Genomic DNA, 16,034 nt, shown 5'->3' on the forward strand with positions numbered 1-16,034 from the left:
AGATTAGGGCTTGGGAGCCGAAGCGTTGTCCTTCAGTCGTGGCACCCAGATTGTGCACGACAGTCCTGGCACCAATGGCCCGCCATCCGGCATCCGAACGCGATTGAAACAGCCCCCCAGAGGAAATTCACGCCCCAGCCATTTGCCCTCTGGGGTGTCCTGCTCATAGGATTCGATCCTATACCGCTCCAGGAACGCCCATAGCTTGTCCGCCGCCTTTCCGGCACAGATGTATTTGTGGCTTTCTTCAGTGTCACTGACGTAACCCGCATCAACGGCCTCCCCCAGACAGGCTTCCATGAAAACCGGCATCTGTTCCGGGAAGGGCTTGTCGATCGCAACGGAAAGCAGCGCGAAAGGGAGGATCAGCATAATGAAACAAGACATGCCCGATCACCCCACTGCCATCAAGCACCTCCTCCGTTCAGCCTGAGCGAAGTCGAAGGCCACGCCCCGCCGCCTGCCACAAACAAAAAGGGCGACGGAGCCCAAAGCCCCGCCGCCCTTCGCATCCTGAAACCGGAAAACCGGGATCAGATCATGCCCAGCGCCTTCATATACACTTCGAGGATCGCTTCCTCTTCCTGATATTCCTCACGCTTCTTCTTGCGAATCTGCATGATCTTCTTGATCGCCTTGGGGTCGTACCCGCGCGCCTTGGCTTCGGCGAAGACGTCCTTGATGTCGTCCGAAATGCCCTTCTTCTCTTCTTCCAGCCGCTCGGCCCGCTCGATCAGCAGGCGCAGCTCGTCGGCCGTCACATTGCCGCTGCTGTCGTAATTATCGTCCGCCATCGTCTTAACCCTCTGAATACCGATAGGCCCGCATGACCGAATCCATGTCGCGGCCCGTACCTGCCCCCTCAATCAAGCGAAGGTCGGTCTGGCGCGGCCGGATCAGGCCCCATGTCGGGATCGGCGGCGGGTCTAGGCGCTTAACGCGACATGCTCAAGCGGGCATGTTCGTCAGGCGTTCTTCTTCACGCTTTCGGCCATGCGCGCCAGCTGCTCGGGCGTCGCTTCGCCCTGATGCTGCGCCTTCCACTGGTCATAGGGCATGCCGTAGATCGCTTCGCGCGCGGTCGCCTTGTCGACCCCTGCGGCCTCGCCCACCCAGTCGGACAGGCAGTTGCGGCAAAAGCCCGCCAGCCCCATCAGGTCGACATTCTGCGCATCGGTCCGGTGGCGCAGATGCAGGACCAGCCGCCGAAAGGCCGCCGCCGCCGCATTGTCATCGATTGCATTCAACGCATCCACTGCATCGGCCATATTCGTCTCTCCAAGGTTGATCGCGCCGCATTAGGCTTTAGGACGCACCCAGAAAAGAAGCAGGATGTAAGATGACCCAGGCCCTCCCCCCGCGTTCGCGAAAAGTCCGCGTTCTTGCCACGCTTGGCCCGGCCAGCAGCGATCCCGAAATGATCGCCACCCTGTTTCAGGCAGGGGCCGACGCCTTCCGAATCAATATGAGCCATGGCGACCAGCAGTCCAAGGTTCCGCTGATCCAGGCGATCCGCGCGCTCGAGGAGCGGTTCGGTCGCCCGACCACGATCCTCGCCGATCTTCAGGGGCCCAAGCTGCGCGTCGGCAAGTTCGCGCAAGGCAAGGTGATGCTGGAAACCGGCAGCACCTTCGTGCTCGACCGGGATCCGACGCCGGGCGACGCCACCCGCGTCGAACTCCCCCACAAGGAGATTTTCGCCGCGATCGAGCCGGGCGCGCGCCTGCTGCTCGACGACGGCAAGCTGGTGCTGCGCGTCGCCTTCCATGACGAACAGAAGATCACGACGCTGGTCGAGGTCGGCGGCGCGCTGTCGAACAACAAGGGGCTGAACGTTCCCGACGTGGTGCTGCCCATGGCCGCGCTGACCGAGAAGGACCGTTCGGACCTGGCCTTCGCGGTCGAGCAGGGCGTGGACTGGATCGCGCTGTCCTTCGTCCAGCGGCCCGAGGATCTGATGGAGGCGCGCGGCCTGATCAAGGGGCGTGCCGCGCTGCTCGCCAAGATCGAGAAGCCGCAGGCGATCGACCGGCTGGAGGAGATTGTCGAGCAGTGCGACGGCGTGATGGTCGCGCGCGGCGACCTGGGCGTCGAGCTGCCGCCCCAGGCCGTCCCGCCGCTCCAGAAGCGCATCGTCGAGGTGTCGCGCCGCATGGGCCGCCCGGTCGTCGTGGCGACGCAGATGCTCGAATCGATGATCCAGAGCCCCTCGCCCACCCGCGCCGAGGTGTCGGACGTGGCGACCGCCATCTATGACGGCGCCGATGCGATCATGCTGTCGGCCGAGTCGGCGGCGGGCGCCTGGCCGGTCGAATCGGTCGCGATGATGAACGCGATCGGCGTGTCGGTGGAAAACGACCCCGGTCACGGCGACCGCGTCCACTTCACCGCGATGACCCCCGACCCGACCACCGCCGACGCGCTGGCGGCGGCGGCGGCGGGCATCTCGCGCACCGTGTCGTCCAAGGCGATCATCTGCTTCACCTCCAGCGGCTCGACCGCGCGCCGCGTCGCGCGCGAGCGGCCCTCGGTGCCGATCCTGGTCCTGACTCCGCAGCTGGAAACGGCGCGCCGCCTGGGCCTGCTCTGGGGAACGCATGCGGTCCATACCCGCGACGTCGAGTCGTTCGAGGAGATGGTCGCCAAGTCCAAGCGCATGGCGCTGCGCCACGGCATCGCCGAGGCGGGCAACCAGGTCGTGCTGATGGCGGGCGTCCCCTTCCGCACGCCGGGATCAACCAACGTCCTGCACGTCACCCGCATCATGGGCGACGAGCTGGCCAATTATGGCGACCAGGCGGAAGCGTAAGTTTCCGCGCCTGTACGCATGAACAGTCAAGGGCGGCGGGGCGAATGCTCCGTCGCCCTTTTCCATGCGACATCACCAACGCCGGACAAGAAAAAAGCCAGCGCCGTAGCGCTGGCCTTATCTGGTGCAGACATGACTGCTTGTTAGCCGCCAGTACCGCAATCTCTGAGGCCCGCAGTCTTTGCGATTTCGCGGCGTCAGTCAAGTGCGATTTGCCGCCGGAACGAACCATCTTCCGGTTTCCGCCCAAGGACTTTCGTCCCAAGATAAACGCGTCCATCATTCGGCCGAACGAAGAGATGGACGGGGGAGCAGATGGGCTGGCGACTGGGACTGGATCTGGGCGCGAATTCGCTGGGCTGGGCCGCGCTGCACCTAAACGGCGCGGGCAATCCAAACGGAATCCTCGCCATGGGATCGCGAATCTTCAGCGACGGGCGCGATCCCAAGTCGGGTGCCTCGCTGGCCGTCGACCGGCGCGCCGCCCGCGCGATGCGGCGGCGGCGCGACCGATTCAAGCAGCGTCAGGCCGCACTCATCAAATATCTGATTCGCGACGGGCTTTTCCCCGCTGACCAGGCCGAGCGACAGAGGCTCGCGGTCGAGGACCCCTATGCCCTGCGCGCCCGCGCGCTGGATGAGGCGCTGTCGCCGTTCGAGCTGGGCCGTGCGCTGTTCCACCTCAACCAGCGACGCGGTTTCCAGTCCAACCGCAAGACCGATCGCGGCCAGGATGACGAGGCGGGCAAGATCGCGGTCGGCGTCGACCGGCTGACCCGGCAGATGCGGGAAAGCGATGCCCGGACGCTGGGCGAATTTCTCCATCGACGGCGTCAGGCGGCGGAGGATGCCAACCATATCCCCTCGGTCCGCACCCGGCTGCGCCCCGAAACCGGCGAGGGGGCCAAGGGCGACGGCTATGACTTCTACCCCTCACGCGCGCTGATCGCCGAGGAGTTCGCCGAGATCTGGGCGGCACAGGCGCCGCATCACCCGACCGTGCTGACGCGCGAGGTCCATGACCGGCTGTACGAGATCATCTTTCACCAGCGCCCGCTCAAGGCCCCGCCGGTCGGGCAATGCACGCTGGTCCCCGGCGAGACGCGTCTGGCCAAGGCGCATCCGCTGTTCCAGAAGCGCCGCCTGCTCGAGGAGATCAACGCGCTGACGATCGTGCGGGCGGGCGAGATCGCGCAGCGGCTGACGCCCGAGCAGCGCGATGTCCTGTTCCTGGCGCTCAAGACGCGCGCGAAAATGAGCTTCGCCGCCCTGCGCAAGCAGCTGAAGCTCGATCCCGCCGACCGTTTCAACAAGGAGAGCGAGAACCGCACCGAATTGAAGGGTGACGAGGTCGCCGCCGAACTGGGTGCAAAGAAGCGGTTCGGGACGCGCTGGGCGCATCTGTCGACCGAGGCGCAATGGGAGGTGGTGCAGCGGCTGACGGCGGTCGAGAGCGAACGCGACGAGGCGGCGTTCGCGGACTGGCTGCGGCAGACCCATGGGCTTTCGGAGGACGAGGCCCGGGCGGTGCTGGGCGCGCGCTTGCCGGACGGGCATGGCCGCTTCGGGCCGACCGCGACGACGACGCTGATCGACTCGCTGCTCCACGACCGGACCGAGGATGGCCGGGTCCTGGTCTATAGCGAGGCGGTGCAGAGATCGGGCCTCGGCCATCACAGCGATTTCCGCCGCGACGACTCCGATAGGGAGGTCAGCGAACTGCCCTATTACGGCGTCGCGCTGGAACGGCATATCATGCCGGGCACCGCCGAGCCGACCGATCCCGAGGAGATGCGGATCGGCCGCCTGACCAACCCCACGGTGCATATCGGGCTGAACCAGCTTCGCCATGTCGTGAACCGCCTGATCCGCGCCTATGGCCCGCCCGACGAAATCGCGGTCGAACTCGCCCGCGAACTGAAGCTGACCGACGAGGAAAAGAAGCGGCGCAACCGCGAAAATGCCGAGAACCGCCTCGCCGCCGAGGGGCGGTCCCGCAAGCTGGAGGAGATTCGCCAGCGTGACAGCGGTGCGAACCGCGCGCTTCTAAAACTGTGGGAGGAACTCAATCCGGGCAATGTGCTCGACCGCCGCTGCATCTATACCGGCGAACAGATTTCGATCGACATGCTGTTCTCGGCCCAAGTCGAGGTCGATCACATCCTGCCCTTTGCCGAGACGCTGGACGATTCGAACGGCAACAAGCTGCTCTGCCTGCGCGAGGCCAATCGCGAGAAGCGGCGTCGTTCGCCCTATGAAGCCTGGGGTCATACCGATCGCTGGCCGGGGATCGCCGAACGTGCCTCTCGGCTACCCAAGGCCAAACGCTGGCGGTTCGAACCCGATGCGATGCAGCGTTTCGCGCAGGATGGCGGCTTCCTGGCGCGGCATCTGGTCGACACCCAATATCTCGGGCGGCTGGCGCGCGAATATCTGACCTCGCTCTATCCCGGACGCGGGGAGGGATCGAACCCCGTCTGGGTATCGCCCGGCCGCCTGACCGAGATGGTCCGGCGCAAGCTGGGGCTGAACGATCTGCTACCCGACCATAATTTCGGCGGCGGCGCGGACCAGCCCAAGAACCGGCTCGACCATCGCCATCACGCCATCGACGCGGTCGTGGTCGCGATCGTCGACCGGGGCATGCTGAACGCCATCGCCCGCGCTTCGGGTCAGGAGGGGAGCGAGGGGCGCGAGCGAATCCATGTCCCCGCGCCATGGGACGGCTTTCGCGACGATCTGCGCGCGGCGGTCAACCGCATCATCGTGTCGCACCGCCCCGATCACGGCACGGTGTCCAAGGCGGGCCTGCGCCCCGGTCGCGACCAGACCGCCGGGCGGCTGCACAACGACACCGCCTATGGCCTGACGGGCGAGACGGATGCCAAGGGCAACAGCATCGTCGTCCGGCGCGTGCCGCTGGGCGCGATCAGGAAGCCCGCCGATATCGCCCGGGTCCGCGATCCGCTGCTCCGAACCGCGCTGGCCGAATTCACCCAGGGGCATGACGGCAAGGCGTTCGAGGCCCGGATGGCGCGCTTCGGCGAACTCGGCCCCCTGCTCTACCGCGGCATCCGCCGGGTGCGCGTGACCGAGCCCCTGACCATCATCCCGATCCGCGACCGCGATGGCCGCGCGTACAAGGGCTATAAGGGCGACAGCAATTACCGGTACGACGTATGGGAGATGCCCGACGGGAAGTGGCTTACCCGCTGGCACGATCCCGATGCCCGTGAACAGAGCAGCATCATCTCGATGTTCGACGCGCATCAGTCCGGCGCCCCTGCCCGCCCCCACCCCGCCGCCAAAAGGGTTCTCAGCCTTCAGCAGAATGACATCATCGCTATCGAACCGGATGGCGGCGAACGACGACTGATGCGTGTCGTCAAATTCGGCCAGAATGGTCAGGTGACGCTGGCGGCTCCGCAGGAGGCGGGCGATCTGAAGCGGCGCGACGCAACCGCCAATGACGAAGATCCTTTCAAATATTCCGCACCGACGGCTGGCGGCCTCAAGAAGCTTCGGGCCCGGCAGGTGCGCATCGACGAACTCGGCCGTGTGCTCGACCCCGGCTTTCCCGCCCGCAAGACCGTAAGGCGCACCCGCCCCCGCGCCGCGCCGGCCGACTGACGGACGCGCGCCGCGATGGGGCTGGAACGGATCGTCGATATCGCCACCGATAACCGGCATCTGTCCGTCCATCGCGGCTTCTTGATCGTCTCGGAGGATCGGGTCGAGGTCGGCCGCGTGCCGCTCGACGATGTCGGCGCGGTCATCGTCCATGCGCATGGCATCACCTGGTCGACCAACCTGATCGTCGCGCTGGCCGAGCGGGGCGCGGTCCTGCTGCTATGCGGCGCCAATCACAGCCCTGCCGCCATCTGCCTGCCGATCGACGGCCATCATGCGCAGAACGGCCGGATGCGCGCGCAATGGGAGGCCGGCCGGCCGCTGTCGAAGCAGCTGTGGCGCGCGCTGGTCGTCGCCAAGATCCGCTGGCAGGGCGCGGTGCTGGCCGCCAACGGGCATTCCGCCACCGCCTTCGACCATCTGGCGCGCAAGGTCGGGTCGGGCGACCCCGAAAATGTCGAGGCACAGGCGGCGCGGCGATACTGGCCGCTGCTGATGGGCGAGACCTTTCGTCGTGACCGGGATGCGGACGGCACCAATGCGCTGCTCAACTATGGCTATGCAGTGATGCGCGCGACCTGTGCCCGCGCGGTGGTCGCGGCAGGGCTGCATCCGTCGATCGGGGTGCATCATGCGCATCGCGGCAATCCGCTGGCGCTGGCCGACGACGTGATCGAGCCGTTTCGCGCGCTGGTCGATGCGCTGACCCTGAGGCTGATTGCGCGCGACATCACCCGCGTCACGCCCGAGGCCAAGCGTGCCTATGCCGGGCTGATCGCAGTCGACCTGATGCTGGACGACGGGATCACCACCGTCTGGCTCGCCATCCAGCGCGTCGCCCAGACGCTGGCGCGCAGCTTTCAGACCGGGCGTGCTGCGGACCTGATCCTGCCCCTGCCGCCCTCCGCGCTGGAGCTGGCCGGGCTGGACGGCCTGGTCCGATGACCATGGGATCGCCAGGCATCGGGCAATTGTCGGGATATCGGCTGATGTGGATCTTCGTGATGTTCGACCTGCCGGTGACCACCAAGTCGGAGGCCCGCGCGGCGACCAAGTTCCGCGAATATCTGCTCGACGAAGGATTCGAGAAAAGCCAGTTTTCGGTCTATGCCCGCTTTTGCAGCGGCAAGGAACAGATGGAGGCCTATCTGCGTCGTATCGAAGCCCATCTGCCCGAGAAGGGAGAGGTTCACATCTTGAGCTTTACCGACCGCCAGTATGAAAACATCATCCGCTTCGCCGGCCAGTCCCGCCGACAGCCGCGAAAAAACCCCGACCAACTGGCACTGTTCTGATGATTCGCGAAGGGTTTGACTATGCCGGATGGGGGATTTCGTCGTTGCGGATCAACACGATATCCCACCATCCAGCATAGCCGCTCAGAGATTGCGGTCCAGCGGCAACTTCCTGTTCGCGGGTTCGGGCACGGGCAGCAGCATAGCCGCTCAGAGATTGCGGTCCAGCGGCAACGCGTTCGTCGCGATCGCGGCTGACAGCCGGAGCATAGCCGCTCAGAGATTGCGGTCCAGCGGCAACTATCGGCACTATGGACGCTTCCACTCCTAGAGCATAGCCGCTCAGAGATTGCGGTCCAGCGGCAACTTGCTGCCATTTGCCATTTGACGACACACAGCATAGCCGCTCAGAGATTGCGGTCCAGCGGCAACTCTTGGCAAACTCGGCTAATGACGAACCAGAGCATAGCCGCTCAGAGATTGCGGTCCAGCGGCAACTGCGGTTCCACTTGCCAATCAGGCGAAGCAGCATAGCCGCTCAGAGATTGCGGTCCAGCGGCAACTTGTTCGGCCATTGCGTCAGCAATGCCTTGAGCATAGCCGCTCAGAGATTGCGGTCCAGCGGCAACCACCCGACCCAACTCCCAACCTCGTTAAACAGCATAGCCGCTCAGAGATTGCGGTCCAGCGGCAACCAGTCGACCGCGCCCCACAGCTTGCGGTCGAGCATAGCCGCTCAGAGATTGCGGTCCAGCGGCAACTCAGCAGCGTGCTTAATCACACTGGAAAATAGCATAGCCGCTCAGAGATTGCGGTCCAGCGGCAACTAGGTGAACACCGACTTGGACAGGAGATCGAGCATAGCCGCTCAGAGATTGCGGTCCAGCGGCAACTGTCGACGGCGACCCTTCAGATCGGCGCGTAGCATAGCCGCTCAGAGATTGCGGTCCAGCGGCAACGCGCAGGTCGAGGAGGGCTTGCTGTGCGCCAGCATAGCCGCTCAGAGATTGCGGTCCAGCGGCAACGCGCCTGGTCGCGCCGAAAATACTGTCGATAGCATAGCCGCTCAGAGATTGCGGTCCAGCGGCAACCGTCGTCACCTCGCCCAGGTTCTACAGCGAAGCATAGCCGCTCAGAGATTGCGGTCCAGCGGCAACTCCACGTCCGGCGGCCCGCTGTTCACCAAAAGCATAGCCGCTCAGAGATTGCGGTCCAGCGGCAACCAAGACCGGCTTCGCCCCCTGCCTGCGTCGAGCATAGCCGCTCAGAGATTGCGGTCCAGCGGCAACGCTCTACGACACCGACCTGTACTGCCACGGAGCATAGCCGCTCAGAGATTGCGGTCCAGCAACAACCTCCCCCGCACAAGAGCACGGCGGAATGCGCCGCCGTAACCACCGCCCCCGACCCGCAAAACAAGAAAAGGCGGGCATCCCGCGATGCCCGCCCCCTTTTTGCGGATAGCCCGGCCGTGACGGGTCAGATATGGATCGGCTTGCCCTGCACCGCCATGGCGGCTTCCTTGAGCGCCTCGGCATGGGTTGGGTGTGCGTGGCAGGTGTACGCGATGTCCTCGGACGTCGCGCCGAATTCCATCGCCTGCGCGGCCTGCGCGATCATCGTGCCTGCGAGGCTCGAGATGATCCATACGCCCAGCACGCGGTCGGTCTTAGCGTCGGCGATGACCTTCACGAAGCCGTCGGTGTCGCGGTTGGTCTTGGCGCGGCTGTTCGCCATGAAGGGGAACTTGCCGACCTTCACCTCGCCGCGCTCCTTGGCGGCTTCTTCCGACAGGCCGACACCGGCGATTTCGGGCATGGTGTAGACGACGCTGGGAATGACATCATGGTTCACGATGCCGGTCTGGCCCGCGATGTTCTCGGCCACCGCGACGCCTTCGTCCTCGGCCTTGTGCGCGAGCATCAGGCCCGGCGCGACGTCGCCGATCGCCCAGATGCCGTCGACATTGGTCGCGAAGTCATGGTCGATCTCGACCTGGCCACGGTTGTTCAGCTTTACGCCGGCGGCCTCCAGGTTCAGCCCGTCGGTGTTGGGCTTGCGGCCGATCGCGACCAGCACGGCATCGGCCGACAGCGTTTCCGCCGTGCCGCCAGCCGCCGGTTCGACCGACACGGTCGCGCGGTCGCCCTCGACGGTGACGCCGGTCACCTTGGTCGAGGTCTTCAGTTCCATGCCCTGCTTCTTGAACAGCTTGGCCGATTCCTTGCGGACCTCGCCGTCGAAGCCCGGCAGGATCTGGTCGAGATATTCGACGACCGTGACCTTGGCCCCCAGACGCCGCCAGACCGAGCCCAGCTCCAGCCCGATTACGCCGCCGCCGATGACGACCAGATGCTCGGGCACCTTGGGCAGCGCCAGCGCGCCGGTCGAGTCGACCACGACCTTCTGGTCGATGGTGACGCCCGGCAGCGGGGTGACGACCGATCCGGTCGCGATCACGATGTCGCGCGCGGTGACGGTCTGGTCGCCGACCGTGACCGTGCTCGAATCCTGGAACGCGGCCTTGCCCTTCAGCCAGGTGACCTTGTTCTTCTTGAACAGATATTCGATGCCGCCGGTCAGCTCGCCGACCGCCTTGGCCTTTTCGGCATGCATCTGGTCGAGGTTGAGCTTCGCGCCCTCGATCTCGACACCGAACTTGGCAAGCGCGCCGTGCGATGCCTCCTCGAACAGCTCGGAGGCGTGGAGCAGCGCCTTGGACGGGATGCAGCCGACATTGAGGCAGGTGCCGCCCAGCGTCTCACGCGACTCGGCGCATGCGGTCTTCAGGCCCAGCTGCGCCGCGCGGATCGCCGCGACATAGCCGCCGGGGCCCGCGCCGATCACCAGGACGTCATAGTCATACTCAGCCATTTGTCTCTCCCGTTCCCCGGCTTTCGGGGTCCAGCCTGCGGGCGCACCCGCCTTACATTAGCAAGGACGGACCCTCGCCGTGGCGAGGGCCCGTATAGATCACAAAGCGATCAGAGGTCGATCAGGATGCGGGTCGGATCCTGGATCGCGTTCTTCAGCGCGACGAGGAAGGTCACCGCCTCGCGGCCGTCGATGATCCGGTGGTCATAGGACAGCGCCAGGTACATCATCGGGCGGATGACGATCTGGCCGTCGACGACGACAGGACGCTCCTCGATGCGGTGGAGGCCCAGCACCGCCGACTGGGGCGGGTTGATGATCGGGGTCGACATCAGCGAGCCGAACACGCCGCCGTTCGAGATGGTGAAGGTGCCGCCCTTCATCTCTTCCATCTTCAGCGTGCCATCCTTGGCGCGCTTGCCGAAGTCGCCGATCGTCTTTTCGATGCCCGCGACCGTCAGGTCCTGCGCATCGCGGATCACCGGCACGACCAGGCCGTTCGGGGCCGAGACGGCGACCGAGATGTCGGCATAGTCGTGATAGACGATCTCGTCGCCCTCGATCGAGGCGTTGACCGAAGGAATGTCCTTCAGCGCCATCGTCGCGGCCTTCACGAAGAAGCCCATGAAGCCCAGGCGGACGCCATGCTTCTTCTCGAACAGGTCCTTATACTTGGCGCGCGCCTCGATCACCGCGGTCATGTCGACGTCGTTGAACGTCGTCAGCATCGCGGCGGTGTTCTGCGCTTCCTTCAGGCGCTTGGCGATCGTCTGACGCAGGCGCGTCATCTTCACGCGCTCTTCCTTGCGCGCCGAACCGGCGGGGGCAGCAGCAGCCGGAGCGGCGGCCGGGGCCGGAGCGCTCGACTTGTTGGCGGCGGCGGCGGCGACGTCTTCCTTGGTGATGCGGCCGTCCTTGCCGGTGCCCTTGATCGTCGCGGGGTCGAGGCCATGCTCGAGGACCGCACGGCGCACCGACGGCGAGAGCGCGGCAGGCGAGTCGCTCGACTCGTCAGCGGCAGGCGCAGCAGGCGCAGGTGCGGCAGCGGCCGGAGCCGCGGTCACGGCAGGCGTCGCCGCTTCGGTCTTGGCCGGGGCCGAACCACCGGCATCGACGGTCGCCAGCAGCGCGCCGACCTGCACCGTGTCGCCGACCTTGACGGCATGCTGGCCCATGACACCCGCCACCGGCGAGGGCACTTCGACCGAGACCTTGTCGGTCTCCAGGCTCGCGATCGGCTCGTCGACCGCCACCGCGTCACCCGGCTGCTTCAGCCATTCGCCCAGCGTCGCCTCGGAGATCGATTCGCCCAGCACCGGCACCAGAACTTCAGTCGCCATTCCCATTTCCTCCGCCCGGTCCATCGACCGGGGCTCTTACGCGGGCGGGCAAAGCGCCCGCGCCAGATTTCATCCCTCCCCGGCCCCTGAAGGACCGGGGAACTCGGTTAAGTGTCAGTCCGCCGCCGCCGTGGTCGGCTTGGCGGTGGTGTTGCTGCCCTCGGCGCGCGTCCGGCGGATTTCCTCGCGGACATTGTGGCCCAGCGCATCGGCGACCAGCGCGCCCTGCTCGGCGGTGTGGCGCTTCATCAGGCCGGTGGCGGGCGATGCCGCCGCCGCACGACCCGCATAGCGCGCCCGCTTCACCGACACCCCGGCCTCGGCCAGCGCTTCCTCGATCAGCGGCTCGACGAAGAACCAGTAACCGTTGTTCTTCGGCTCTTCCTGCGCCCAGACCACGTCCTGCAGGTTGGGCATCCGCGCGATCCGCTTGGCGAGCGCGTCGCTCGGGAACGGATAGAGCTGTTCGACGCGCACGATCTGGGTCGTGGTGTCGCCCGCCGCATCGCGTGCCTCGATCAGGTCATAGGCGACCTTGCCGGTGCACAGGACCAGACGCGTCGTCGCCTCGTCGGCGGCACCGTTGGTGTCCGACAGCAGGCGGCGGAAGTGGCTCTCACCCTGAAAGTCCTCGGCCTTCGACACCGCCAGCTTGTGACGCAGCAGCGACTTGGGCGTGAAGACGATCAGCGGCTTGCGGAAGTTACGGTGCATCTGGCGGCGCAACAGGTGGAAATAGTTGGCCGGGGTGGTGCAGTTCGCAACCTGGATATTGTCGTTGGCGCAGGACTGGAGGAAGCGCTCGGGACGCGCCGACGAGTGCTCCGGCCCCTGCCCTTCATAGCCATGCGGCAGCAGCATCACGAGGCCGTTGGCGCGGAGCCACTTGGACTCGCCCGACGTGATGAACTGGTCAATCATGATCTGCGCGCCGTTGACGAAGTCGCCGAACTGCGCCTCCCACAGCACCAAAGTCTTCGGATCGGCGAGCGCATAGCCGTACTCGAAGCCCAGCACGCCATATTCGGACAGCGGGCTGTCCAGCACCTCGAAGCTGCCATGCTCGACGGTCTTCAGCGGCACATATTTGTGCTCGTCGGTCTGGTCGACCCAGACCGCGTGACGCTGCGAGAAGGTGCCGCGACCCGAATCCTGGCCCGACAGACGCACGCCATAGCCTTCCGAAAGCAGCGAGCCGAAGGCCAGCGCCTCGCCGGTCGCCCAGTCGAAATTCTCACCCGTCGCGAACATCTGGCGCTTGGCATCAAGCACGCGGTTCAGCGTCTTGTGGACCTGCAAGCCTTCCGGGATCGTGGTCAGCGTGCGGCCGATCGCGTCGAACAGCTTCTTGTCGAGGCCGGTCTCCACGTTGCGGCGGCCCTGGTCGGTTTCCTTGGGGGCCGACAGGCCCGACCAGCGACCGGCGAACCAGTCGGCCTTGTTGGGCTTGTAGCTCTGGCCCGCCTCGAACTCGCCTTCGCAGCGCGTGGTGTACTGCTTGATATTCTCGTCGACCCAGGCCTGATCGACCACGCCCTCGGACACGAGACGCTTCGAGTAGATCTCGCTGACACCGGGATGCGAGCGGATCTTGTTGTACATCAGCGGCTGGGTGAAGCCCGGCTCGTCGCCTTCGTTATGACCAAAGCGGCGATAGCACCACATGTCGATCACGATGTCGCGGTGGAACTTCTGGCGGAATTCGATCGCCATCTTGGTGGCGAAGGTCACCGCCTCGGGATCGTCGCCATTGACGTGGAAGACCGGCGCCTGGACGCCCTTGGCCACATCCGACGGATAGGGCGAGGAACGCGCGAACTGCGGGCTGGTGGTGAAGCCCACCTGGTTGTTGATGATGAAGTGGACGCAGCCGCCCGTGTTGTAGCCACGGATGCCGGAGAAGCCGAGGCACTCCCACACGATGCCCTGGCCCGCGAACGCCGCGTCGCCATGGATCAGCACCGGCACCGAGGCGGCGTGATCGGTCAGGTCGCCCGCGATGGTCTGGATCGCGCGGGTCTTGCCCAGCACGACCGGGTTCACCGCCTCGAGGTGCGAGGGGTTGGCGACCAGCGACATATGAACCTTATGGCCGTCGAACTCACGGTCGGTCGAGGTGCCGAGGTGATACTTCACGTCGCCCGAACCGCCAATGTCATCGGGGTTGGCCGAGCCACCGGCGAATTCGTGGAAGATCACGCGCAGCGGCTTGGCCATGACATTGGCCAGCACGTTCAGACGGCCGCGATGCGCCATGCCGAACACGATCTCGCGCACGCCCATCTGGCCACCGTACTTGATGACCGATTCCAGCGCGGGGATCATCGACTCGCCGCCGTCCAGGCCGAAGCGCTTGGTGCCGACGTACTTCTTGCCGAGGAACTTTTCCCACTGCTCGGCCTCGATGACCTTGTTCAGGATCGCCTTCTTGCCATCGACGGTGAAGTCGATCGCCTTGTCCTGGCCTTCCATCCGGTCCTGGAGGAAGCGGCGCTCCTCCACGTCCGCGATGTGCATATATTCCAGGCCGATATTGCCGCAGTAATTCTTGCGCAGCGTGTCGACCAGCTCGCGAACGGTCGCCCATTCGAAGCCCATCGTGCCGCCCAGATAGACCTTGCGGTCGAGATCGGCGTCGGTGAAGCCGTGATATTCGGTCTTCAGGTCTTCCGGAAGCTCACGCAGGCCCGACAGGCCGAGCGGGTCGAGATTGGCAGCAAGATGGCCGCGCACCCGGTAGGTGCGGATCAGCATCTGCGCGCGGATCGCGTCGCCCGCCGCCTTGACGATATCGGCGGTCGAGGGCGCCGCAGCCGGAGCCGCAGCAGCAGGCTTGCCGCCCCCCCTACCATCACGGCCGGGCTTGGGCGCGGGTTCCATCTGGGTCGGGTCGAGGCCCGCCGTCAGATCGTCGGTCGAGGTCAGCGGCCAACGCTTGTTCTGCCAGCTGGGGGCGCCCACGCCCTGCTCCAGACCGTCGAAAAAGGTCCGCCAGCCCGCATCGACCGACGACGAGTCGGCCTGATACTTGGCATAGAGCGTTTCGATGAAAGCGGGGCTGACGCCCGCCGCGATTTCGCTGAATTCCTGGCCTTCGTAGCCCATGAGACGCTTCCTCGACCGCCCGTCTTCTTCATGATCGCCACCCCGGCACATCCGCCTGGGGTCCGCAGCCGCGAGCGGCCCGCCTGCCGCCACGGACCCCGGCGGGTGTGCCGGGGTGACGCGATACGCCTTACTTGTTCAGCACCGACAACAGGGTCGAGCCGAGCTCCGAGGGGCTGGCCGCGACCTTGATCCCGGCCGCTTCCATCGCCGCGATCTTGTCCTCGGCGCCGCCCTGGCCGCCCGACACGATCGCACCGGCATGGCCCATGCGACGGCCCGGAGGCGCGGTGCGGCCCGCGATGAAGCCGGCCATCGGCTTCGAACGGCCGCGCTTGGCCTCGTCACGCAGGAACTGCGCGGCTTCTTCTTCGGCCGAGCCGCCGATCTCGCCGATCATGATGATCGACTTCGTTTCGTCATCGGCCAGGAACAGCTCGAGCACGTCGATGAAGTTGGTGCCATTGACGGGATCGCCGCCGATGCCGACCGCGGTCGTCTGACCCAGGCCAGCGTTCGAGGTCTGGAACACCGCCTCATAGGTCAGGGTTCCCGAACGCGACACGACGCCGACCGAGCCCTTCTTGAAGATCGAACCCGGCATGATGCCGATCTTGCACTCGCCCGGCGTCAGCACGCCCGGGCAGTTCGGACCGATCAGGCGCGACTTCGAACCCGACAGGGCACGCTTCACCTTGACCATGTCGAGGACCGGAATGCCTTCCGTGATCGCGACGATCAGCGGAATCTCGGCGTCGATCGCTTCCAGGATCGAGTCGGCCGCGAAGGGCGGCGGCACGTAGATGACCGACGCATCGGCGCCCGTCTTCGACTTGGCTTCGGCGACGGTGTTGAAGACCGGCAGGCCGATATGCTCGGTGCCGCCCTTGCCCGGCGTCACGCCGCCGACCATCTGCGTGCCATAGGCCAGCGCCTGCTGGGTGTGGAACGTGCCGGTTTCACCCGTCATGCCCTGGGTGATGACCTTGGTGTTCTTGTTGACGAGGATGCTCATCTAACTTCTCTTCCTCTTGTTCCCCG

11 protein-coding genes and 1 CRISPR repeat array are annotated in these 16,034 nt (G+C 65.6%); of the genes, 4 read left to right on the forward strand and 7 right to left on the reverse strand.

The window, feature by feature from the left end; translation table 11 throughout:
* Positions 1-3: 3 nt before the first annotated feature.
* The 3 genes from QE385_RS07940 to QE385_RS07950 all read right to left on the reverse strand — a co-directional run bounded on the left by QE385_RS07940 (position 4) and on the right by QE385_RS07950 (position 1,268).
* The gene (locus tag QE385_RS07940; protein WP_307100698.1) at positions 4-372 is read right to left on the reverse strand and encodes a hypothetical protein; all 369 of its coding nucleotides are present in this window, start codon (positions 370-372) and stop codon (positions 4-6) included.
* A gap of 161 nt (positions 373-533) precedes the next feature.
* Positions 534-794, reverse strand: coding sequence for a DUF2312 domain-containing protein (locus QE385_RS07945; RefSeq protein ID WP_261268946.1), 261 nt, complete (start codon positions 792-794; stop codon positions 534-536).
* A 171-nt stretch (positions 795-965) separates the two neighbouring features.
* A complete protein-coding gene (locus QE385_RS07950; protein WP_261268945.1) occupies positions 966-1,268 on the reverse strand; it encodes a DUF1244 domain-containing protein in 303 nt (100 codons plus the stop codon).
* A gap of 71 nt (positions 1,269-1,339) precedes the next feature.
* On the opposite strand from QE385_RS07950, the gene pyk reads away from it, so the two are divergent.
* From pyk to cas2, 4 genes are all read left to right on the forward strand, one after another.
* Complete coding sequence (gene pyk / locus QE385_RS07955; RefSeq protein ID WP_307100699.1) at positions 1,340-2,809, forward strand: pyruvate kinase; 1,470 nt, start codon at positions 1,340-1,342, stop codon at positions 2,807-2,809.
* 315 nt (positions 2,810-3,124) lie between these two features.
* A complete protein-coding gene (gene cas9, locus QE385_RS07960) occupies positions 3,125-6,439 on the forward strand; it encodes a type II CRISPR RNA-guided endonuclease Cas9 (RefSeq protein ID WP_307100702.1) in 3,315 nt (1,104 codons plus the stop codon).
* Positions 6,440-6,454: 15 nt separating this feature from the next.
* Positions 6,455-7,384, forward strand: a complete 930-nt coding sequence (cas1, locus tag QE385_RS07965; protein WP_307100704.1) for a type II CRISPR-associated endonuclease Cas1 — start codon at positions 6,455-6,457, stop codon at positions 7,382-7,384.
* Between the two features lie 44 nt (positions 7,385-7,428).
* On the forward strand, positions 7,429-7,734 hold the full coding sequence (cas2, locus tag QE385_RS07970; RefSeq protein ID WP_307104624.1) for a CRISPR-associated endonuclease Cas2: 306 nt from the start codon (positions 7,429-7,431) through the stop codon (positions 7,732-7,734).
* Between the two features lie 73 nt (positions 7,735-7,807).
* Positions 7,808-9,029: a CRISPR direct-repeat array (repeat unit 36 nt; unit sequence AGCATAGCCGCTCAGAGATTGCGGTCCAGCGGCAAC).
* Between the two features lie 124 nt (positions 9,030-9,153).
* On the opposite strand, the gene lpdA is transcribed toward cas2, so the two are convergent.
* The 4 genes from lpdA to sucD form a co-directional block, all read right to left on the reverse strand.
* Entirely contained in the window at positions 9,154-10,548 is a 1,395-nt protein-coding gene (gene lpdA, locus QE385_RS07975; RefSeq protein ID WP_307100706.1) for a dihydrolipoyl dehydrogenase, read from the reverse strand.
* A gap of 110 nt (positions 10,549-10,658) precedes the next feature.
* Positions 10,659-11,888, reverse strand: a complete 1,230-nt coding sequence (odhB, locus tag QE385_RS07980; RefSeq protein ID WP_307100708.1) for a 2-oxoglutarate dehydrogenase complex dihydrolipoyllysine-residue succinyltransferase — start codon at positions 11,886-11,888, stop codon at positions 10,659-10,661.
* Between the two features lie 114 nt (positions 11,889-12,002).
* On the reverse strand, positions 12,003-14,993 hold the full coding sequence (locus QE385_RS07985; RefSeq protein WP_307100709.1) for a 2-oxoglutarate dehydrogenase E1 component: 2,991 nt from the start codon (positions 14,991-14,993) through the stop codon (positions 12,003-12,005).
* Positions 14,994-15,123: 130 nt separating this feature from the next.
* Positions 15,124-16,008 carry a succinate--CoA ligase subunit alpha gene (gene sucD / locus QE385_RS07990; protein ID WP_307100711.1) on the reverse strand — a complete coding sequence of 295 codons (885 nt, stop codon included), beginning with the start codon at positions 16,006-16,008 and terminating at the stop codon, positions 15,124-15,126.
* Positions 16,009-16,034 lie beyond the last annotated feature (26 nt).

The organism is Sphingomonas sp. SORGH_AS_0950 (assembly GCF_030818415.1).
Lineage (GTDB): Bacteria > Pseudomonadota > Alphaproteobacteria > Sphingomonadales > Sphingomonadaceae > Sphingomonas.